Raw genomic sequence first — 20,966 nt, forward strand, 5'->3', positions numbered from 1 at the left:
GATCGGTCACGTCAGCTTCACCGGGTTGACGATGTCCGCGGCGAGGACGAGCAGGGTGAAGCAGACGAACACGCCCGCCACGACATAGGCGGCCGGCATCAGCTTGGCCACGTCGAACGGCCCCGGGTCCGGACGCCGGAAGATCCGCGCGGTGTGACGGCGTACGGACTCCCACAGGGCGCCCGCGATGTGACCGCCGTCGAGCGGGAGCAGCGGCAGCATGTTGAAGAGGAAGAGCGACACGTTGAACATCACGAGCAGCTGGAGGAAGAAGACCAGCCGGGTCTCCGCCGGTGCCTCGATGCTCATCAGCTCGCCGCTGATCCGGGCCGCGCCGACGACGCCGACGGGTGAGTCCTGCTTGCGTTCGCCGTCGCCGAAGGTGGCGTCCCAGAGGTCCGGGATCTTTCCGGGCAGGGCGAGCACGGACTCGAAACCGGCCTGGAGCTGGTCGGTCATCCGGGAGGCGGACTCGCCGAAGGTGAGCGGGACGACCTCGCGGCCGGACTCGAAGCCCAGGTAGCCGGCGGAGACGTACTGGAGCGGCTGGACGACGTTGCCGTCCGCGTCCTTCTTCAGGACCTTGTTCTCCAGGAGCGTCGCCTTGAGGTCCAGCTCCTTGCCGTCGCGCTGGACGGTGACGGTGGCGGGCCCGGTGGTGGCGCGGATGCGGTCGGAGAGGGTGTTCCAGTCGGTGACGCGTTCGCCGTTGAAGGCGACGATCCGGTCGCCCTTCAGCAGGCCGGCGGCCTTGGCGGGCGACGGGCGGTCGCCGGCCTGGCAGGTGTCGCGCTTCTCGCTCTGGTCGATGACGCAGTTGGTGACGCCGGCGACCTTGGTGGTCTGGGCCTCGAAGCCGACGGCCATGGCGCTGCCGAAGAAGAGCAGGACGGCGAGGATCAGGTTCATGAACGGGCCGGCGAACATCACGATGACGCGCTTCCACGGCCTGCGCGTGTAGAAGAGCCGCTTCTCGTCGCCGGGCTGGAGCTCCTCGAAGGAGGCCTCCCGGGCGTCCTCGATCATGGCGCGCCAGGGTGAGGTGGAGCGGGCCTCGATCCGGCCGTCCTTGCCGGGCGGGAACATGCCGATCATCCGGATGTAGCCGCCGGCCGGGATGGCCTTGATGCCGTACTCCGTCTCGCCCTTCTTCCTCGACCAGATGGTCGGGCCGAAGCCGACCATGTACTGGGGCACGCGGATGCCGAAGAGCTTGGCGGTGGAGAGGTGGCCCAGCTCGTGCCAGGCGATGGAGACGAGCAGCCCGAACGCGAACAGCGCGATGCCGAGGAGCGTCAGAAGAACGGTCATGCGCGCGCCTCCGCGGTTGCCTTCGCAGCGAGTACTGCCAGTTCGCGGGCCCGGGCCCGGGCCCAGGTCTCCGCTTCCAGGACGTCCGACACCGTCAGTGAGGTTCCCCGCTCGGGGGTGCCGTGCTCGGTGACGACTGCCGTGACCGTATCCATGATTCCGTTGAACGGCAGCCTTCCGGCGAGAAACGCCTCGACGCACTCCTCGTTCGCCGCGTTGAAGACGGCCGGCGCGGTGCCGCCCAGTTCGCCGACGTGGCGGGCGAGGCCGACGGAGGGGAAGGCCTCGGTGTCGAGCGGGAAGAACTCCCAGCTGGAGGCCTTGGTCCAGTCGAAGGCGGGGGCCGCGTCCGGGACCCGCTGGGGCCAGCCGATGCCGAGGGCGATCGGGCCGCGCATGTCCGGCGGGGTGGCCTGGGCGAGCGTGGAGCCGTCGGTGAACTCGACCATCGAGTGCACGTACGACTGCGGGTGGACGACGACCTCGATGCGGTCGAAGGGGATGTCGTAGAGGAGGTGCGCCTCGATGACCTCCAGGCCCTTGTTCACCAGGGTCGCGCTGTTGACCGTGATGACCGGGCCCATGGCCCAGGTCGGGTGGGCGAGCGCGTCCTCTCGGGTGACGTGCGCCAGCTCGGCCCTCGTACGGCCTCGGAAGGGGCCGCCGGAGGCGGTGACGACCAGCTTGCGGACGTCGGCGCGGGTGCCGGCGGCGAGCGCCTGGAAGAGGGCGGCGTGCTCGGAGTCGACGGGGATGATCTGGCCGGGCTCGGCCAGGGCCTTGACCAGCGGGCCGCCGACGATCAGCGACTCCTTGTTGGCGAGGGCGAGGGTGCGGCCGGCTTCGAGGGCGGCGAGTGTGGGCGCCAGTCCGATGGAGCCGGTGATGCCGTTGAGGACCGTGTGGCAGGGCGAGGCGGCCAGCGTGGTGGCGGCGTCGGGCCCGGCGAGGATCTCGGGGAGCGTGGCTCCGGGGCCGTACAGCCTGGTCAGCGCTGAGCGCAGCTCGGAGGCCTTGTCCTCGCGGGCGACGGCGACCGCCTCGACCCTGAGCCGGTGTGCCTGCTCGGCGAGCAGCTCCACCCGGCCGCCGGAGGCGGCGAGGGCGGTGACCCGGAAGCGGTCGGGGTTGCGCAGGACCAGGTCGATGGCCTGGGTGCCGATGGACCCGGTGGAGCCGAGGACGACGATGTCCCGGCGGCCTTCGATCGGATCGAAGACGAGATGCGGGTCGGCGAGAGGAGAGGGGCGGTCGCTCATGCCCCCCATTCTTGCCGCAAAGACCGCGCGCCCTTCACGGGGTGCGGGGGAACGCTCCGAAGACGTGGTGGAAGTCGGGGAACGTCTTCCGTACACAGCCGGGGTCGTCGAAGGTGATGCCGGGGGTGCGCAGGGCGGTGACGGCGAAGGACATCACGATCCGGTGGTCGCCGTGCGTGGCGATCTCGACGGGGCCGGTGGGGGTGCCGGGCCGGATCTCGATCCAGTCGGGGCCGGTGGCGACGGTGATGCCGAGGCGGCGGAGGTTCTCGGCGCAGGCGTCGAGGCGGTCGCACTCCTTGACGCGGGTGTTGGCGACGTCCTCGATGCGGACCGGCCCGTCGGCGAAGGGCGCGAGGGCGGCGAGGGTCGGCATGGTGTCGGAGATGTCACGCATGTTGACGGTCAGACCGCGCAGGGTTCCGGTGCCGCGGACGGTGGTGGCCGTGTCGGTGATCTCGACGTCCGCGCCCATCCGGCGCAGGACCTCGACGAAGCCGAGGTCGCCCTGGAGGGCGCCGGTGCCGAGGCCGGGAACGGTGACGGTGCGGCCGGGGTCGAGCGCGGCGGCGGCGAAGAAGTACGAGGACGTGGAGGCGTCGGGCTCGATGGGGTAGGCGGTCGCCGTGTAGCCGGTGGGGGCGACGGTGTACGTACGTCCCTCCTGGGTGACCTGCGCCCCGAAGGCCCGCATCATCGCGAGGGTGATCTCGACGTACGGCTCCGAGACCAGGTCGGTCACGGTGATGGTGAGGCCCTCGGCGGTGAGCGGGCCGAGCATGAGGAGCGCGGTCAGGTACTGGGAGGACTGGCCGGCGTCGAGGGAGAGCGCACCGCCCTTGATGCCGGCGGCGTGGACGGTGAGGGGGTGGTGGCCCTCGTTCTCCTCGTGGCGGAGGTCGACGCCGAGGGTGCGCAGGGCGGTGGTGAGGGGGCCCAGCGGGCGGCGGCGCATCTGCGGGGAGGCGTCGAAGCGGAAGGTGCCGTGGCCGGCGGCGGCGAGGGTGGGGAGGAAGCGGGCGGTGGTGGCGCCGTCGCGGCAGTAGACCTCGACGGTGTCGACGGCGGGCCCTGCGGGGCGTCCTTCGATGTGCCAGGCACCGCCGCCCGGCTCCTGCCGTACCTGGTGACCGAGGGCCCTGAGCCCTTCGGCGAAGCCCTCGGTGTCGTCGGAGAGGAGAGGGCGGAGGAGGGTGCTGGTCCCGTGCGCGGCGGCGGCGAGGAAGAGGGCGCGGGCGGTGAGGGACTTGGAGCCGGGGATGTCGATGACGGTCACGGGGGCCATGGTGCCGTGGGCTCGGGCGCCCGGCGTGGGGCGTCCGCACCGTGGACGGGGCGGTGGCCCCGGCCGGGGTCGTGGGCATCTGTTCCGCCGGGGGGTGGGGCTCCCCCGGCGGAACGAATGCCCGTCAACGGCCTGTCAGGGGATCTTGCGGTGGACGTTCTCGTGCGTCGACGGGCCCGGGGTCGCGTCGGCGATCCAGGGGCCGTCGTCGCTCGGGTCCACGATCCCCTCCTCCAGCCACTCGAAGCGGCCAGCAAGGACCCCGTCCACCACCCGCCGGTCCAGGTCGTCCGTGTTGGACCAGAGGCGGCCGAAGAGCTCCTCCACCCGCAGCCGCGCCTGCCGGCAGAACGCGTCAGCCAGCGCCTGGGCCTCGCGGCCGTGCGGCTCGCCCGAGGACCGCAGCAGGTCCGCCCGTACGCACGCGGCGCTCATCGCGAAGAGCTCCGCGCCGATGTCCACGATCCGGCCGAGGAACGCCTGCTTGAGCTCCATGCGGCCCTGCCACCGCGACATGGCGTAGAACGTCGAGCGGGCCAGCTTCCTCGACGTCCGCTCCACGTACCGCAGATGGGTCGCGAGGGTGCCGAACTCCGCGTACGAGTTCGGCAGCTGGCCCGGTCCGGCCACCAGCTTCGGCAGCCAGCGGGCGTAGAAGCCGCCCGCCCGCGCGCCCGCCTTCGCCTTGTCGCCCAGCGACTTGTCGGGGTCGATGATGTCGCCCGCCACGGCCAGGTGCGCGTCGACCGCCTCGCGGGCGATGAGCAGGTGCATGATCTCGGTCGAGCCCTCGAAGATGCGGTTGATCCGCAGGTCCCTCAGGAGCTGTTCCGCCGGGACCGCGCGCTCGCCCCGGGCCGCGAGCGAGTCCGCCGTCTCGTAGCCGCGTCCGCCGCGGATCTGGACCAGTTCGTCGGCGATGAGGCAGCCCATCTCGGAGCCGTAGAGCTTGGCGAGGGCCGCCTCGATACGGATGTCGTTGCGGTCCTCGTCGGCCATCTGGGAGGCGAGGTCCACGACCGCCTCCAGGGCGAACGTGGTCGCCGCGATGAAGGAGATCTTCGTGCCGACGGCCTCGTGCCGGGCGACCGGCTTGCCCCACTGTTCCCGTACGGCCGCCCATTCGCGGGCGATCTTCAGCGCCCACTTGCCCGCGCCGACGCACATCGCGGGGAGGGAGAGCCGTCCGGTGTTCAGGGTGGTGAGGGCGATCTTGAGACCGGCGCCCTCCGGACCGATGCGGTTCTCGGCCGGGACGCGGACGCCGTGGAAGCGGGTGACGCCGTTCTCCAGGCCGCGCAGGCCCATGAAGGCGTTGCGGCGCTCGACGGTGATGCCGGGCGAGTCCGCCTCGACCACGAACGCGGTGATGCCGCCGCGGTGGCCCTCGGACTTCGGCACCCGCGCCATGACGACGAGCAGGTCGGCGACGACGCCGTTGGTCGTCCAGAGCTTCACCCCGTCGAGGACGTAGGCGTCGTCGCCGTCCGGTACGGCGGTGGTGGCGAGCCGGGCCGGGTCGGAGCCGACGTCCGGCTCGGTGAGGAGGAAGGCGGAGATGTCGGTGCGGGCGAGGCGCGGCAGGTAGGTGTCGCGCTGTTCCTGCGTACCGAAGATCTTCAGTGGCTGCGGTACGCCGATCGACTGGTGCGCGGAGAGCAGCGCACCGATCGCGGGGCTCGCGGAGCCGACCAGGGCGAGGGCTCGGTTGTAGTACACCTGGGTGAGGCCGAGCCCGCCGTACTTCGGGTCGATCTTCATCCCGAACGCGCCGAGCTCCTTGAGGCCGGTGACGACCTCGTCGGGGATCCGGGCCTCGCGTTCGATGAGCCGGCCGTCGATCCGTGTCTCGCAGAAGGTGCGCAGCTTGGCGAGGAAGGCCTCGCCGCGCCGTACGTCCTCCTCGGAGGGCATGGGGTGGGGGTGGATGAGGTCCAGTCGGAAGCGGCCGAGGAACAGCTCCTTGGCGAAGCTGGGTTTGCGCCAGTCCTGCTCGCGCGCTGCCTCGGCGACCTGCCGGGCCTCGCGTTCGGTGACCTTGGGCCGCTGGGTGGGTGCGGACATGAGGAGCTCACCTCGCCGCTCGTCGGGTGCCTTGTGGCTACTCGTCCGTAGTACCCGATTTCGCGGCACCCCGAAAGACGGCGGAAGCGGACGAGGACGGCCGGAGCCCCCGCACAGTGGGCTCCGGCCGTCGGTCTCGTGGTTCCGTACGCGTACGTACGGACGGGTTACAGGGCGAGGCCCGTGAGGACGAGGACGCGCTCGTAGGTGTAGTCGTCCATGGCGTACTTGACGCCCTCGCGGCCGACGCCGGACTTCTTGGCGCCGCCGTACGGCATCTGGTCCGCGCGGTAGGACGGGACGTCGCCGATGATCACGCCGCCGACCTCGAGCGCGCGGTGGGCGCGGAAGGCGGTCTGCAGGTCGTGGGTGAAGACGCCGGCCTGGAGGCCGAAGTCCGAGTCGTTGACCGCGGCGAAGGCCTCGGCCTCGCCGTCGGCCTTGGCGATGGTGAGGACCGGGCCGAAGACCTCGGCGCGGGCCAGGGTGACGTCGGCCGGGAGGTCGGTCAGGACGGTCGGGGCGTAGGTCGCGCCCTCGCGCTTGCCGCCGGCGAGCAGCTTCGCGCCGGCCGCGACGGCCTCGTCCACCCAGGCCTCGACGCGCTTGGCGGCGTTCTCGTCGACGAGCGGGCCGACGTCGGTGGCGTCGTCCGCCGGGTCACCGGTGACCTGGGCCTCGACGGCGGCGACGATCTTCGGCACCAGGCGGTCGTAGACCGAGGCGTCGGCGATCACGCGCTGCACGGAGATGCAGGACTGGCCGCCCTGGTAGTTGGAGAAGGTGGCGATACGGGTCGCCGCCCAGTCCAGGTCCTGCTCGGACGCCCAGTCGCCGAGGACGACGGCGGCGGCGTTGCCGCCGAGCTCCAGGGTGCAGTGCTTGTGCGGCACGGACTCCTGGATGGCGAAGCCGACCTTGTCGGAGCCGGTGAAGGAGATGACCGGGAGGCGCTCGTCCTGGACCAGGGCGGGCATGCGGTCGTTCGGCACGGTCAGGACGGACCAGGAGCCGGCCGGCAGGTCGGTCTCGGCCAGCAGCTCGCCCAGGATCAGGGACGAGATGGGGGTGGACGGGGCCGGCTTGAGGATGATCGGGGCGCCGACGGCGATGGCCGGAGCGACCTTGTGGGCGCTGAGGTTCAGCGGGAAGTTGAACGGCGCGATGCCGAGGACGACGCCCTTGGGGATACGGCGGGTGATCGCCAGGCGGCCCACGCCACCGGCCTCGGTGTCCAGGCGCTGGGCCTCTCCGCCGTTGAAGCGGCGAGCCTCCTCGGCGGCGAAACGGAAGACGGAGACCGCACGGCCGACCTCGCCGCGGGCCCACTTGATGGGCTTGCCGTTCTCGGCGGAGATCACCTGGGCGATCTCCTCGGTGCGCTCGGCGAGACGCTTCGATACGTGGTCCAGGGCGGCGGCGCGGACGTGCGCCGGGGTCGCGGCGAACTCGTCGACGACGGCGTGCGCGGCGGCGACGGCCTCTTCGACCTGGGCCTCGGTGGGAACGCTCACCTTGCCGACGAGACGTCCGTCGAAGGAGTTCGTGACGTCGAAGGTGGCCTCGCCGGTGGCCTCGCGGCCGGCGAGCCAGAAGGCGTGGGTGGTCGTCATTGCGTCCCGGCCCTTTCCGTATCGGGGGTGCGAGCGATCGCTCTCGTGACACGTTAGGGCGAAGCGGGCGGCGTGACGCTTGTCCGCGGTGGAGTGATGGGCCAGGGCTCCTGTCCGCTTTGGCGGAAGGATCGCCGGAAGGAGCCCCCGCCCGTCATCGGCGCGCGAGGGTCAGCGCCGTCGCTCCGTGGAGACGATGAGGCAGACCCCGCCGACGACGATCGCGCCGCCGAGGGCGATGGGCCAGGTCAGGGCCTCGCCGAGGACGAGCGCACCGAGCAGCACGGCGACGACCGGGTTGACGTACGCGTACGTGGCGACGAGCGACAGCGGGGCGGTCTGGAGGAGCCAGGCGTACGCGGTGAAGGCGATCAGCGAGCCGAAGACGATGAGGTAGGCGAGGGCGGCCCAGGAGCGGGTGGACACGTCGGAGAGGTCGAAGCCGTGCTGCTCGCCGCGGACCAGGGCGATGCCCAGGCCGCCGAGGCCTCCGGCGAGCATCTCGTACGCGCTGGCGGTGAAGGGGTTGGCGGGCATCGGGAGCCGGCCCGAGGAGTACGAGCCGATGGACCACAGGAGCGCGGCGACCACGACGAGGACGACGCCGCCCATCCTGACCTCGCCGTTGAGGCCGGGGAGGGTGAGGACGCCGAGGCCGACGAGGCCGAGGGCCACTCCGGCGAAGGCGCCGCGACCGGGGCGCTCGCCGGCGACGGCGCGCAGGACGACGACCCAGGCGGGCACGCCGGCGACGAGCAGCGCGGCGAGGCCGGACGGGATGGAGGTCTCGGCCAGGACGACGAGCGCGTTCCCGCCGACGAGGAGCAGGATGCCGACGAGGACCGCCGAGCCGAGTTGGCGCGGGGTCACCTTCAGCGCGGCGGGGCCCTGCCGCCAGGCGATGACCGCGGCGAGGAGCAGGCCCGCGGTGACGTACCGGATTCCGGCGGAGAGGAACGGCGGCATCGTCTCGACGACGATCCGGATCCCGAGGTAGGTCGACCCCCAGACGACGTACACGATCCCGAGCGCGAACCAGACGGCGCCGGAGATGCGGCGGGTGGGGCGGCGTCCGGGGGCGGCGGTGGGCGAGGTGCGTTCCACGGAGGCGGGATCAGCCGCGGGGGTTGTCATGCTCAGGAGAGTAAGGAGTTCCAGGGTGAATGACCAATGATTTGCCCGCTATCGGGCAGAAATGGCGCTGCGGAACGGCGATTCGAGGAGTGGCCCTCCGAAAGCCCTCCGCCAGACGTACGCCGGCCCTACCGCTCCTCCGTGTCCGCGCCCGTCGCCTTGAGGGCCAGCCACAGCTCCATCCGTACGTCCGGGTCGTCCAGGGAGCGGCCGAGGATCTCCTCCACGCGACGCATCCGGTACCGCAGGGTGTGACGGTGGACGCCCAGGTCCGCCGCCGCCGCGTCCCACTGGCCGTGCCGGGAGAGCCAGGCCCGCAGCGAGGCGACCAGGTCGCCGCGGCCCGTCGCGTCGTGCTCGTACAGCGCCCGCAGCATGCCGTCCGCGAAGGCGCGGACGGCGTCGTCGGCGAGGAGCGGCAGCACGGAGCCCGCCGCCAGGTCCTCGTGCTCGACCAGCGCCCGGCCGCGCCGCCGCGCCACCGACAGGGCCTGCTCGGCCTGCTTGTACGCGGCCGCCGCCGCGATCGGTCCCGCCGGGGCGGAGAGCCCGACGACGACACCGGCCTCCTCGGCGTCCCGCTCGGTGTACGCCTCGCAGGCCGTGACGACCGCGCCGCCGTCGCCGGCCAGGACCAGGAGCCGCTCCTCGCCCTCGGGGACGGTCAGCACCGTTTCCCCCGCGCGGGCGGCCGCCGACTCCAGCTCCTCGGCCAGCACGGGCAGTGGGGGTTCGCCCTCCCGCTCCCCCGACGCCGCCTCGGCGATCAGCAGCCGGAAGGGGGCGTCGAGAAGCCCGCCGTACAGGTCGCCCGCAACCGCCCGGGCGTGGTCCGGCTGGCCGGACAGCATCATCCGCAGCACCGCCGCGCCGAGCCGGCTCTCGGCCGCCTGGAGCGAGCGCGAGCGTTCGGTGGTGAGCGTGAGCAGGGCGATCGCGGAGTGCACGGCGTACCGTTCCGCCGTCCCGAGCGGCGCGCCCGTGCCGACCGCGAGGGCGCCCCTGACCCGTCGGCCGGTACCCAGGGACTGGAGCTCGACCCGGTCGTCCGTGCCGCCGACGACGGCGCTGGCGGGCGCGGGCCGCTCCCGGAGCCGTTCGACGTCGGGCGTCAGCCGGGCGGCCCGGCGCGCCGCCCACTCGGGGGACGCGGCGAGGACGGTGCCGGAGGTGTCGTACAGCGCCGCCCAGCCGTCCACATGGGCCGCGAGCCGCGCGACCACCGCGTCCGGGCCCTCGGCGAGCGCGGCGCGGGTCATCTCCCGCTGGGCCTCGAAGCCGGCCGTGACCGCCCGGTACTGGTCGGCCGCGATGGCCGCCGAGACCGCCTTGCTGATGGCCAGGAACGGTGTGCGCCGCGGGACTTCGAGGAGCGGCAGCCCCTCGGCGCCCGCGGCGTCGACGAGGGCGGCCGGGATGTCCTCGTAGTTGACACCGATGGCAAAGCCGAGACCGACCACGCCCGCGGCGAGCAGCCGTCGCACGTAGCGGCGCATCGCCTCGGGGTCCTCGGCGTCCAGGGTGAGCGCGGTGGTGAGCAGCAGCTCGCCGCCCTCCATGTAGGGGACGGGGTCGGTGAGCTCGCTGACGTGGGCCCAGCGCACGGGGGTGTCGAGGCGGTCCTCACCCGCGCGGACGGTGAGCTTGAGCGCCGAGTGCTGGGCGAGTGAGGCGAGGGTGGGCGGCATTGGCGACCGTCGGACCTTAAGGCAGGGGGCGCCGCTCAGCCGAGCGGCGCCCTCGATTGTGCCAGGGTGCGCCGGTGCCCGCTCCGGCTCGGCCCGAGCCCGGCGCCGGGTTCGCGTCGGGTCGGGGTCGGCTCGCCGTCAGCTCCGCAGATCCACCAGCAGGGGTGGCGTGTGCTCGCCCCGCACATGGGTGAGGGAGAGCACGGCGTGCCCGGCGGGGACGTCGTGGGCGAGGTCGGAGGCGGACCAGCGCTGCCGCTCGACCTCCCGTACGGTCACGGCCTCCGCCGTCGTGGCCTTGCCGGTCACGAGGCGTCGCATGAAGTGCAGGGCCTTGGTGAGGGGCTCGTCGGAGACGATCTGACGGTTGGTGACGTCGCGGGTCTGCACCCATTCCGTGCCCCAGGTCTCGGCGAACCGGCCACCGTCCCAGGGCGCGATCCCGGCGAACGCCATCCGGCAGCCGACGGCCCCGAGCAGCGGCCCGCGCAGCGCCTCGGGCACGTCCTCCAGGCTGCGCAGGGCGAGGACGACGCCCGCGTGGGCGGAGCGGAGCCGCTGGACGGCGCGGACGGATTCGCCGGTGACGGTGTACGTGGCGTCGTCGAGGACCAGGCAGGCGAAGAGGGAGCGGTCGCGGCGGGTGAGGGCGGCGTCGGCGAACTGCGCGAGCAGCAGCCGGGAGACGATCCGGGAGGCTTCGGCGTGGCCGCGCTCGGGGAGGTCGACGCGGACGCGGAGGGGGTGCTCGACGGCGCGCAGCGAGAACTGCGGCTTCTCGCCGCCGGAGCCCTCGGTGCGGAAGAAACGGGCGAAGGCGGGCCGGTCGAGGAAGGCGACGCGCTCGGCGAGCAGGACGCCGACCTCGTCGCCGCGTTCCGCCTGGCGCTGCCGGGCGTCTAGCTCGCGGAGCTGGGCGGGGTCGCCCGCGACGGCTTCGCGCAGGGCGGCGAGGGCCGTGGGCGTCCCGGCGAGCAGCTCGCGCAACTCGGGCACGCCGGGGAAGCGGCCGTACGCGGCCAGGAACGGGCCGATCAGCTGGGCGAGCGCGGTGGCGGCCCGGCGGCTGTCGGCGACGAGATCCCCGACGAGGGCCTCGGCGAGCACCCGGGCGGCCTCGTCGGGGTCGTCCGCGCCGCCGTAAAGATCGAGGTCGTGGGTGGACTCGGGCCGCCCGACGGACACGACGACGTCGAAGGCCTCGTCGGGCCCGAGGGCGGCACCGTGCGAGGTGACGGCGACGACGGCGGCCCGATTGGCGAGCGCCTGCAGACAGAGCGCCTCGACGACGGGCCGCACGAGCCGCACGGTCTTCCCGGCACCCGCGGGCCCGACGGCGACAAGGGAGGTCCCGAGCACGGCCGGTTCCAGGGCGACGCCCGTGGTGCGCCGGGCGTAGGGGTTGCGCGGGTGGTCGGCGGCGGTGCCGATGAGGACCTGGTCGGTGGCGAGGTCGTGGGTGGCGGTGCGCACGGGCAGGTCGCGCCGTCCGGACGGGTGGCCGCAGGCGGCGGCGCCTCGGGTGCGTACGGCGTCGGTGAAGGCGGCGAGGCGCTCGGGCCGGGTCCGTACGCCCTGCCAGGCACGGCGGATCCGGGCGTAGTCGACGTCGCCGAGCGTCCCCTGCCGGGTGGCCTCGGCGAGCTGGGCCGCGGCCTCGGTCAGCCCGGCGTCCCGCAGCTCGGGCCATTCGGCGGGGTCGGCGGCCTGGGCGGGCGGGGGCGGCGAGCCGGCGGCCGGGGAGCCGCGGGTGCCGAGGCGGCGGCGTACGACGGGCCAGGCGCCGGCCCGGCCGACGGCCGCGACGAGGGCGGCGATCAGGAGCACGTAGTAGACGTTGGAGACCCAGGTGAGCCAGGTGGCCGTGCGGGGCATCTCGCGCCAGACACCCGGCAGGAGCACGAAGAGGGGCCAGATGGGGACGCCGTACCGGTGCCAGACCTCACGCCAGTTGCCGACGCGGCCGAAGCCGATGGCGAAGAGGACGAGCAGAGCGGCGTACCAGAGGTAGGTCGCGCCGATGTAGACCCCGACGTTCGGGCTCGTGCCGACCTGCCACTCGTCGGGGACGAGCCACAGCATCGGGAGCAGCCACCAGCTCTCGACGAAGATCCACCACCCCGACAGGTAGCCGTTCCACAGCAGTGACCAGAGGAGCCAGCCGCAGAGGTACGCGACGAACGCGCCGGTGATCAGCTGGCGGCCGGGCACCAGGTCGGGCTCCTGCTCGGGCCGCTCGCGGTGCCCGAGCCGCCAGACGCCGGGGCCGGCGGCGGGGCGGGGGATCCTGAGCCACTCGGCGACACCGATGCGGGCGGGGGCGTGGGCGGGCGGCGGCGGTACGAGGGACGGCGCGGCCGGCCGCCCGACCTGCGCGGTGGGAGGCACCACCCCGGGCCCCGCGGGGTCGTGCGGCGGAGGGCCGGGGGGCACGGGCGGGCCCGCTGGGCGCGGGACCGCGCCTCCTCGGGTGTCGCGTGACTCGTACGTGCCTTCGGTCTCCATGAACCCCTGCCCCCTGACCAGCCAGGTCGCCGCATCTGTGCCACCGTCAATCTAGTGGGCGAGGCCCGGCCCGGAGCGGTTTCCCGGCCGCCATGTCCACACCGGACAACGACACACCCCTCAACACTCCCGATCGGCGCATGCCCGCGCCCCTCCCCCGCGCCTAGCCTGCGGAAGAAACCCACAAGAGCGTCCAGAACACCCCAGGAGCCTCGCATGAACGCTGTCCCGCAGGAGCGGCGCGTCGTCACCGCCATCCCCGGTCCGAAGTCGCAGGAGCTGCAGGCCCGCCGCCTCGACGCCGTGGCCGGCGGCGTGGGCTCCGTGCTGCCCGTCTTCACCGCGAAGGCCGGCGGCGGCATCATCGAGGACGTCGACGGCAACCGCCTGATCGACTTCGGCTCCGGCATCGCCGTGACCTCCGTCGGCGCCTCCGCCGAGGCCGTCGTGCGCCGCGCCGCCGCGCAGCTCGCCGACTTCACGCACACCTGTTTCATGGTCACGCCGTACGAGGGCTACGTCGAGGTCTGTGAGGCGCTCTCCGAGCTGACCCCGGGCGACCACGCCAAGAAGTCCGCGCTGTTCAACTCCGGCGCCGAGGCCGTCGAGAACGCGGTCAAGATCGCCCGTTCGTACACCAAGCGCCAGGCCGTCGTCGTCTTCGACCACGGCTACCACGGCCGTACGAACCTGACGATGGCGCTGACCGCGAAGAACATGCCGTACAAGCAGGGCTTCGGTCCGTTCGCGCCCGAGGTCTACCGCGTGCCGGTCGCCTACGGCTACCGCTGGCCCACCGGCGCCGAGAACTGCGGCCCCGAGGCCGCCGCCCAGGCGATCGACCAGATCTCCAAGCAGATCGGTGCCGAGAACGTCGCCGCGATCATCATCGAGCCGGTCCTCGGCGAGGGCGGCTTCATCGAGCCGGCCAAGGGCTTCCTTCCGGCGATCGTGAAGTTCGCCAACGACAACGGCATCGTCTTCGTCGCCGACGAGATCCAGTCCGGCTTCTGCCGCACCGGCCAGTGGTTCGCGTGCGAGGACGAGGGCATCGTCCCGGACCTGATCACGACCGCCAAGGGCATCGCGGGCGGTCTGCCGCTCGCCGCCGTCACCGGCCGCGCCGAGATCATGGACTCCGTGCACGGCGGCGGCCTGGGCGGCACCTACGGCGGCAACCCGGTGGCCTGCGCCGGTGCGCTCGGCTCCATCGAGACCATGAGGGAGCTCGACCTCAACGCCAAGGCGAAGCACATCGAGTCCGTCATGAAGACCCGCCTGTCGGCGATGGCGGAGAAGTTCGACGCCATCGGTGACATCCGTGGCCGCGGCGCCATGATCGCCATCGAGCTGGTCAAGGACCGCGCGACCAAGGAGCCGAACCCGGAGGCCGCGGGCGCGCTCGCGAAGGCCTGCCACGCCGAGGGCCTGCTGGTCCTGACCTGTGGCACCTACGGCAACGTGCTCCGCTTCCTGCCGCCGCTGGTGATCGGTGACGATCTCCTGAACGAGGGTCTCGACATCATCGAGAGCGCGTTCGGGCAGATCTGACCCCTTCGACACGGCGTGTGAAGAGAGTGTGGGGGGCCGATGGCGGGATGGAGATCCGGCTGTCGGTCCCCTTCTCTCTGCCGTACGGTTTCTGCAGATGAGAGAAACACCCCGCTCGCAGGAAACTGCGAGCGACAACAGGGCGGAGCCTCCCCAGCCCCGCCCTGCCCGCGCCCTGGCGCACACCACTGGAGCCTCGTGCTCCGGAACTCCTCACCGATCGGATGGCCGCCCGCCCCACACCCCCCGGGGCGCGCGGCAGCCCGGTCACCTCGGACGCCCCGGAACCACCCCCCCTGTTCCGGGGCGTCCGGCTGTCTTCTCGGCGGTCGTGCTGTTCGCTGTCATCACCTGGCAGGTCGTCGTGGCGGGCCCGCTCGCCCGCCTCGACGAGCACCTCTCGCGCTCCCTGGTCGACCGCGTCCCCCGCTGGTTCTCCGAACTCGGCGCCGACCTCGGCAACATGACGGTCGCCCTCCCGGTCCTCGGTGCCGCGATGGCGTACGCGCTCTGGCGCGGCCGGCGCTCCCAGGGCCTCGCCGCGGGCCTGACGATGGCCCTCGTACCGCTCCTGATCATCCCGCTGAAGGAGTGGACGGCCCGCCCGGGCCCGCTGGAGCCGTGGGCGGCGGGCTACTACCCGTCGGGCCACACGGCGACGGCGATGGTGGCGTACGTCGGCGCGGCGTTCCTCGTCTCCAAGCGCCTGCTCCCCCTGGCCGCCGTCCTGACGACCCTGACGGCCATCGGCCTGATCCTCCGCGGCTTCCACTGGCCCCTGGACGTCCTGGCCTCGGTGGCCCTCTGCGTACCCCTGCTCCGCTGGCCTGTCGTCGCCGAGCGATACGGTCGCGCTTCACGTTCGTGACCGACCAAGCGGAGTGCAGATGACCATTCAACGGCCGGGACTGCCGGGAGACTTGCCGTCCCCGGAGGTGCTGTGGGCGCGCTGGGCCCTTGTGGCCGCGCTGGAGGCGACCACGGAGGCGGAGGAGGCCAAGGGGTACCGGACCGGCTGCTGGATCGACGACGAGGGGCTCCACCTCGACGACTGCGGCTGCACCTGGTGGACGTTCTCCCACGTCGGTGAGGGCCGGTACGTGCTCTTCGGCGAGGACGAGTCGAGCGACGTCAAGTGGCACGGTACGCCGATCGACATGCTGGCGGGCGGTCCCGACTGGCTCCCCTACGAGGAGCTGCGCGACCGGCTCGAGGGGAACGAACTGGGGTGCGTCTACTGGTACGAGAACGGCGCCTGGGCACGCGCCCCGTACCCCGAGGACCTGAAGGACGACGGCCTCGACTGCGGGATGAGCCGCTTCGTCGACCGGGCCGACGCCCTGCGCCTGCTGGCCGACCACGTCCGGCGCGACGGAGGCACGTCTGCCGAGACGCTCATGGAGCACGCCGAGGGGTACCGCCTGACAGCGGATCTCCTCGCTTCCCTCGCCACCCCCGCCGACGGAACCGCCCCGGACCTCCCGGCCATGACCCGCGCCCTGCACCGGGCGGAGCTGACGTCCCGTTCGGCCACCGAGGCCCCGACGGCCTGACCCCGGCACCACGACCGGACCGGAGCCGACGACGGCTCCGGTCCGGCTGTTCGGGGAGGTGGTGGGGTGACCGTCAGCTCCAGCGGTAGGCGTCGAAGTTGCGGCTGAACTCCCAGGCGTTGAAGCGGTCCCAGTTGATCGACCACGTCATCAGACCGCGCAGGGCCGGCCAGGTGCCGTGGGTCTGGTACGTGCCGCAGTTCGTCTTCTTCGTCAGGCAGTCCAGGGCCTTGTTCACCTCGGACGGGGTCGTGTGGCCGTTGCCCGCCTGGGTGGAGGCGGGGAGGCCGATGGCGATCTGGTCGGGGCGGAGGGCCGGGAAGACACGGTCCGTGTTGCCCGCGACCGGGAAGCCCGTGAGGAGCATGTCGGTCATGGCGATGTGGAAGTCCGCGCCGCCCATGGAGTGGTACTGGTTGTCGAGGCCCATGATCGGGCCCGAGTTGTAGTCCTGGACGTGGAGCAGGGTGAGGTCGTCGCGCAGGGCGTGGATGACCGGGAGGTAGGCACCGGCGCGCGGGTCCTGGCCGCCCCAGGGGCCGGAGCCGTAGAACTGGTAACCGAGCTGGACGAAGAAGGTCTCCGGGGCCATCGTCAGGACGAAGTCGGATCCGTACTTGGCCTTCAGGGACTTGACCGCCGAGATCAGGTTGACGATCACCGGGCTGGTGGGGTTCCGGAAGTCGGTGTCACCGGTCTGGAGCGAGAGGGAGTGGCCCTCGAAGTCGATGTCCAGGCCGTCGAGACCGTACTCGTCGATGATCTTCGAGACGGAGGAGACGAAGGTGTCGCGGGCGGCCGTGGTGGAGAGCTGGACCTGGCCGTTCTGGCCGCCGATCGAGATCAGGACCTTCTTGCCCGCCGCCTGCTTGGCCCTGATCGCCGCCTTGAAGTCCGCGACGGCCTCCACGTTCGGGCATTCGGCGGCCGGGCAGAGGGAGAAGCGGATGTCGCCGGAGGTCACCGAGGTCGGTTCGCCGAAGGCGAGGTTGATGACGTCCCAGGAGTCGGGGACGTCGGCCATCCGGGTGTAGCCGGAGCCGTTGGCGAAGCTGGCGTGGAGATAGCCGACGAGCGCGTGGGCCGGGAGGCCGCCGCCCGGGTTCCCGCCGCCGCCGGAGGTCGTGGTCGCGGTGACGGCCGTGGATTTCGCCGACTCGCCCGCGCTGTTCACGGCCGAGACCTGGAAGGTGTACGAGGTGGAGGGCGTGAGGCCGGTCGCGGTGTACGAGGCGCCGGTGACCGTCGCCGCCAGGGTTGCGCCGCGGTACACCTTGTAGGAGGTGGCACCGGAGACCGCGGGCCAGGTCAGCGGTATGGACGTGGAGGTCGGGGAGCCCGCGGCGAGGCCGGTGGGGGTGGCCGGTGTCTGGACGGGGTCGCCGCCGGGACCGATCAGGGAGAGGTCGTCGGCGAGGTAGGCGCCGGTGCCGTACCAGCCGTGGGTGTAGAGGGTCACGGAGGTGGTCGAGGCGCCGGTGGTGAAGCCGGTGGTGAGCTTCTGCCAGTCGGGGGCGGACTGGGTCCAGGTGGAGACGTCGGTCGTACCGGTGCCGGACGCGCCGAGGTAGACGTAGCTGCCGCGCACCCAACCGCTCAGCGTGTAGGCGGAGTTCGGTTTCACGGTGACGGTCTGGGAGCACCTGGCCTGGTCGCTGCCGGCCGGGGTCGCCTGCAGCGCCTTCGTACCGCCGTGGACGGGTGAGGAGACGACGGCACCGCTGCCCGCCGTACAACTCCAGCCGTCGAGGCCGGATTCGAAGCCGCCGTTGCGTGCCAGTTCGGGGTCCGCGGCCTGGGCCACGGGGGTGAGGGAGACGAGTCCGCCGGCGGCGAGCACGCCCGCCAGCAGAAGCGTGAGAGGTCTGGTGCGGTCCACAACTGCCTCCGGGGGTGGGGGAATCGAGGTGGAGCGCGCCACAGCATGGTCCAGACCAATCAAGTGGTCAAGACCTCTGCTCCCCTTCCCCGCACGCCAACCGGCCCGCCGCCTCGTGCATCGCCAGCTCAAGGAGCGAGGCGTCGTTGAGGGTGCCGCTGCCGTCGGGCGGCACCAGCCAGCGCACCCCGCCGGCCACCCGCCCCGGGTGCGGGACGACGATCCAGGTGCCTCGGCCCGCGCTGCGCACCCCCGTGCCGAGCCAGCGCGAGGCGGTGCCCGGGGGGACGAAGAACCCCATCCGCGCCTCGCCGAAGTCGGCGAGGACCGGCCCCGGCCGGTCCACGAGCCTGGTCAGCACATCGAGCGTGGGATACCCGAGCTCCCCCGGCAGGATCAGCACGTCCCACCGCTTCCCGGCCGGCAGCAGGGCGATGCCGAGGGGGCTGCGCTCCCACTCCCACCGGCAGGCGTCGGGGTCCGGCGCCACCGATGCCAGCCACTCCACCGCGGTCTTGGCCGCCCCCGAACCAGTCATGGCCAACGGCCTCCCTTCCGTGTACGGACACGTCGTCCACACGCAGAGAGCGGGGTCGGTGACGATCATTACGCGGGTTCGGACCACCAGCTGGTAGTGAAGTGGGTCACATGGCGAGGAAGTGGTGTGCGCCAGGGGCGCACACCCGGCGCACCGATGCCTTCCGGGCGCGCCCGATCGGGTGGACGGCGGCGGGCCGGGTCGGCGGCTTCCGTCACTCGCCGCCTTCAGCGTGGTCGTATGGGCCTCCGCGCCGCGCCCACCACCACGGGAGTACCCCCCATGCCGATCCCGCCGCCCTCGGGTATCGCACCCGGAAGCTCCCGTAAGAAGGGGCTGCTGTGGCGGCTCGGCGCGTGGTCGGCACGCCACTTCGTGCTGGTGATCGCCGCGTGGATCGTCGCGCTTGCCGGTCTGTTGGCCCTTGAGCACGCGTACGGCGGTGAGTACTCCGACAACTACTCGCTGCCCGGCACCCAGTCCGCCGAGGGGCTCGACGTGCTGCGCGCGCACGAGCCGGCCGCCGGCGGATACAGCGCCCAGGTGGTGCTGTACGACTCCGCGAAGCCGCTCACCGAGGTCAGCGACCAGGTCTCCGAGGCGGTCACCTCCCTCGGGAAACTGCCGGACGTCCTCAGCGCGCAGAACCCGCTGCCGGCACCCGGCACCACACCGCCGAGCGTCCCGCCGGGAACGCCGAACCCCGGCCCGCTCTCGACGGACGGCAAGACCGGCTACATCACGATGCGCTTCAGCGTCCAGCCCTCGACCCTCGGCGACTCCTACCTGGACGGCGTGGACAGCGCCGTGGCGCCGCTGCGCGCCGCCGGCGTCGAGGTCGAGTACGGCGGCACGCTGGGCGAGCTGGCCCGCCCGGAGCCGAACGACCGGCTCAGCGAGGCGATCGGGTTCGGGGTCGCGATCGTGGTGCTCCTGATCGGCTTCGGCAGCGTGCTCGCGGCCCTTCTGCCGCTGGTCACCGCTCTGTTCGCGGCGCTCTGCGGGCTCGCGGTGCTCGGGCTGCTCGCCGCCGTGTGGACCTTCGCGACCGTCTCCCCGACCCTGGCCACGATGATCGGCATCGGTGTCGGCATCGACTACGCGCTCTTCCTGATCACCCGCCACCGCCAGCTGCTGATGAACGGCGCCGATCCGGTGACGGCCGCCGGGGCGGCCACCGCCACCAGCGGCCGGGCGGTCCTCGTGTCGGGATGCACGGTCATCATCGCCCTCTCCGGTCTGTGGGTCTCCGGGCTGACCTTCATCGGACTGCTCGGACTCGCAGCGACGTCCACCGTCGTCACCGCCGTCCTCGGCGCGCTGACGCTCGTACCGGCGATGCTCGGGCTGATCGGGCGGCGGATCGACAAACTGCGGGTGCGCACCCCGATCGCCGAGACCGACATCCAGGAGGGCGAGGAGCACGGGGCCTGGCACCGCTACGCCCTGCGGGTCGAGCGGCGGCCGTGGTGGTTCCTGGCCGCGGGCGTCATCGTGCTCGTGGTGCTCGCCATTCCCATGTTCTTCATGCAGCTCGGGCACATCGGCGACGGCGCCGACCCGAAGTCCTTCACCGACCGGCGCGCCTTCGACCTGATGTCCTCGGCCTTCGGGCCCGGATCCAACGGGCCGCTGACCCTCGTGATCGACCAGACCTCGGTGCCCGCCTCCGACCGGTCCGCCCTCGCCTCGCAGGCGCAGAAGGCGCTCACCGGCGTGCCGAACGCCGCCCTGATCACCCCGCTGACGCCGACGTCGGACGGGGACGTCCTGATCGCCACCGCCTACTCGGTCGCGGCGCCGCAGGACGAGCTGACCACGGAGCTGAACAACAACCTCGTCGACAACGTCCTCCCCAAGGCCGTCAGCGGCACCGAGGCCTCCACGTACGTCACCGGCACCACGGCCTCGCAGGTCGACTTCCTCGACATCGTCTCCAGCCGGCTGCCGCTGATCATCGCCGTCGTCGTGGCCCTGGCGTTCCTCGTGATCCTGGTCGTCTTCCGCGGGCCGCTCGTCGCCGCCAAGGCCGCCATCCTCAACCTGCTCTCGATCGGCGCCTCGTACGGCGTGGTGGTCGCCGTCTTCCAGTGGGGCTGGGGCGGCCCGGCGCTGGGTGTCTCCGGAGACGTCCCGATCGAGAGCTACGTGCCGATGATGATGTTCGCCATCGTCTTCGGTCTGAGCATGGACTACGAGATCTTCCTGCTGTCCCGTGTCCACGAGGCGTGGCTGCGCACCGGCGACGCGAAGGCGAGTGTCGCGCACGCCCTGGAGATCACGGCCCGCGTCATCACCTGCGCGGCCCTCATCATGGTCAGCGTCTTCGCGGCCTTCATCGTCAGCGACAACATCGTCATCAAGATGATGGGCCTCGGCCTCGCCGCGAGCGTGCTCATCGACGCGACGGTCGCCCGGCTGCTGCTGGTGCCCGCCGTGATGACGCTGCTCGGGCCGAAGGCCTGGTGGACCCCGCGCTGGCTGGACCGCATCCTGCCGCACCTGGACACCGAGGGCGAGGGCGCGCTGGCCGAGGTGCCCGGGAACGGGGCGGCGGGGTCACGGAAGACTCCGTGACCCCGCCGG

At 72.4% G+C, this 20,966-nt stretch carries 14 protein-coding genes; 4 read left to right on the forward strand and 10 right to left on the reverse strand.

Annotation, left to right across the window (positions count from 1 at the left end):
- Positions 1-6: 6 nt before the first annotated feature.
- The 8 genes from ACZ3OF_RS30950 to ACZ3OF_RS30985 all read right to left on the reverse strand — a co-directional run bounded on the left by ACZ3OF_RS30950 (position 7) and on the right by ACZ3OF_RS30985 (position 12,859).
- Positions 7-1,311: a M50 family metallopeptidase gene (locus ACZ3OF_RS30950; RefSeq protein ID WP_361678859.1), complete on the reverse strand. Its 1,305-nt coding sequence runs from the start codon at positions 1,309-1,311 to the stop codon at positions 7-9.
- Positions 1,308-2,579, reverse strand: a complete 1,272-nt coding sequence (gene dxr, locus ACZ3OF_RS30955; protein WP_361678862.1) for a 1-deoxy-D-xylulose-5-phosphate reductoisomerase — start codon at positions 2,577-2,579, stop codon at positions 1,308-1,310. The genes ACZ3OF_RS30950 and dxr overlap by 4 nt, the downstream gene beginning before the upstream one ends.
- Positions 2,580-2,604: 25 nt before the next feature.
- Positions 2,605-3,846 (reverse strand): 3-phosphoshikimate 1-carboxyvinyltransferase, encoded by a 1,242-nt coding sequence (gene aroA / locus ACZ3OF_RS30960; RefSeq protein WP_361678865.1) that lies wholly within the window; start codon positions 3,844-3,846, stop codon positions 2,605-2,607.
- A 144-nt stretch (positions 3,847-3,990) separates the two neighbouring features.
- On the reverse strand, positions 3,991-5,919 hold the full coding sequence (locus tag ACZ3OF_RS30965) for an acyl-CoA dehydrogenase family protein (RefSeq protein WP_467308076.1): 1,929 nt from the start codon (positions 5,917-5,919) through the stop codon (positions 3,991-3,993).
- A gap of 167 nt (positions 5,920-6,086) precedes the next feature.
- The gene (locus tag ACZ3OF_RS30970; protein ID WP_361678871.1) at positions 6,087-7,532 is read right to left on the reverse strand and encodes an aldehyde dehydrogenase family protein; all 1,446 of its coding nucleotides are present in this window, start codon (positions 7,530-7,532) and stop codon (positions 6,087-6,089) included.
- A 171-nt stretch (positions 7,533-7,703) separates the two neighbouring features.
- The gene (locus tag ACZ3OF_RS30975; protein WP_361678874.1) at positions 7,704-8,666 is read right to left on the reverse strand and encodes an EamA family transporter; all 963 of its coding nucleotides are present in this window, start codon (positions 8,664-8,666) and stop codon (positions 7,704-7,706) included.
- A gap of 128 nt (positions 8,667-8,794) precedes the next feature.
- The gene (locus tag ACZ3OF_RS30980; RefSeq protein WP_361678877.1) at positions 8,795-10,354 is read right to left on the reverse strand and encodes a PucR family transcriptional regulator; all 1,560 of its coding nucleotides are present in this window, start codon (positions 10,352-10,354) and stop codon (positions 8,795-8,797) included.
- Positions 10,355-10,492: 138 nt separating this feature from the next.
- Positions 10,493-12,859, reverse strand: coding sequence for a type IV secretory system conjugative DNA transfer family protein (locus ACZ3OF_RS30985; RefSeq protein WP_467308080.1), 2,367 nt, complete (start codon positions 12,857-12,859; stop codon positions 10,493-10,495).
- 216 nt (positions 12,860-13,075) lie between these two features.
- Between ACZ3OF_RS30985 and gabT the strand changes: the two genes are divergently transcribed.
- The 3 genes from gabT to ACZ3OF_RS31000 all read left to right on the forward strand — a co-directional run bounded on the left by gabT (position 13,076) and on the right by ACZ3OF_RS31000 (position 15,963).
- Complete coding sequence (gene gabT, locus ACZ3OF_RS30990) at positions 13,076-14,410, forward strand: 4-aminobutyrate--2-oxoglutarate transaminase (protein ID WP_361678883.1); 1,335 nt, start codon at positions 13,076-13,078, stop codon at positions 14,408-14,410.
- 331 nt (positions 14,411-14,741) lie between these two features.
- Positions 14,742-15,278 carry a phosphatase PAP2 family protein gene (locus ACZ3OF_RS30995; RefSeq protein ID WP_467308083.1) on the forward strand — a complete coding sequence of 179 codons (537 nt, stop codon included), beginning with the start codon at positions 14,742-14,744 and terminating at the stop codon, positions 15,276-15,278.
- 19 nt (positions 15,279-15,297) lie between these two features.
- Positions 15,298-15,963 carry a hypothetical protein gene (locus ACZ3OF_RS31000; protein ID WP_467308085.1) on the forward strand — a complete coding sequence of 222 codons (666 nt, stop codon included), beginning with the start codon at positions 15,298-15,300 and terminating at the stop codon, positions 15,961-15,963.
- A gap of 73 nt (positions 15,964-16,036) precedes the next feature.
- Here ACZ3OF_RS31000 and ACZ3OF_RS31005 read toward each other — a convergent pair whose 3' ends face one another.
- Together ACZ3OF_RS31005 and ACZ3OF_RS31010 are read right to left on the reverse strand one after the other, a co-directional pair.
- Positions 16,037-17,842 (reverse strand): chitinase, encoded by a 1,806-nt coding sequence (locus ACZ3OF_RS31005; protein WP_467308087.1) that lies wholly within the window; start codon positions 17,840-17,842, stop codon positions 16,037-16,039.
- Positions 17,843-17,909: 67 nt separating this feature from the next.
- On the reverse strand, positions 17,910-18,380 hold the full coding sequence (locus ACZ3OF_RS31010; protein ID WP_467308089.1) for a hypothetical protein: 471 nt from the start codon (positions 18,378-18,380) through the stop codon (positions 17,910-17,912).
- Positions 18,381-18,662: 282 nt separating this feature from the next.
- Here ACZ3OF_RS31010 and ACZ3OF_RS31015 point away from each other — a divergent pair, with 282 nt between their 5' ends.
- Positions 18,663-20,957 carry an MMPL family transporter gene (locus tag ACZ3OF_RS31015; RefSeq protein ID WP_361678898.1) on the forward strand — a complete coding sequence of 765 codons (2,295 nt, stop codon included), beginning with the start codon at positions 18,663-18,665 and terminating at the stop codon, positions 20,955-20,957.
- Positions 20,958-20,966 lie beyond the last annotated feature (9 nt).

The sequence above is a fragment of the Streptomyces sp. NPDC022552 genome, assembly GCF_055561875.1.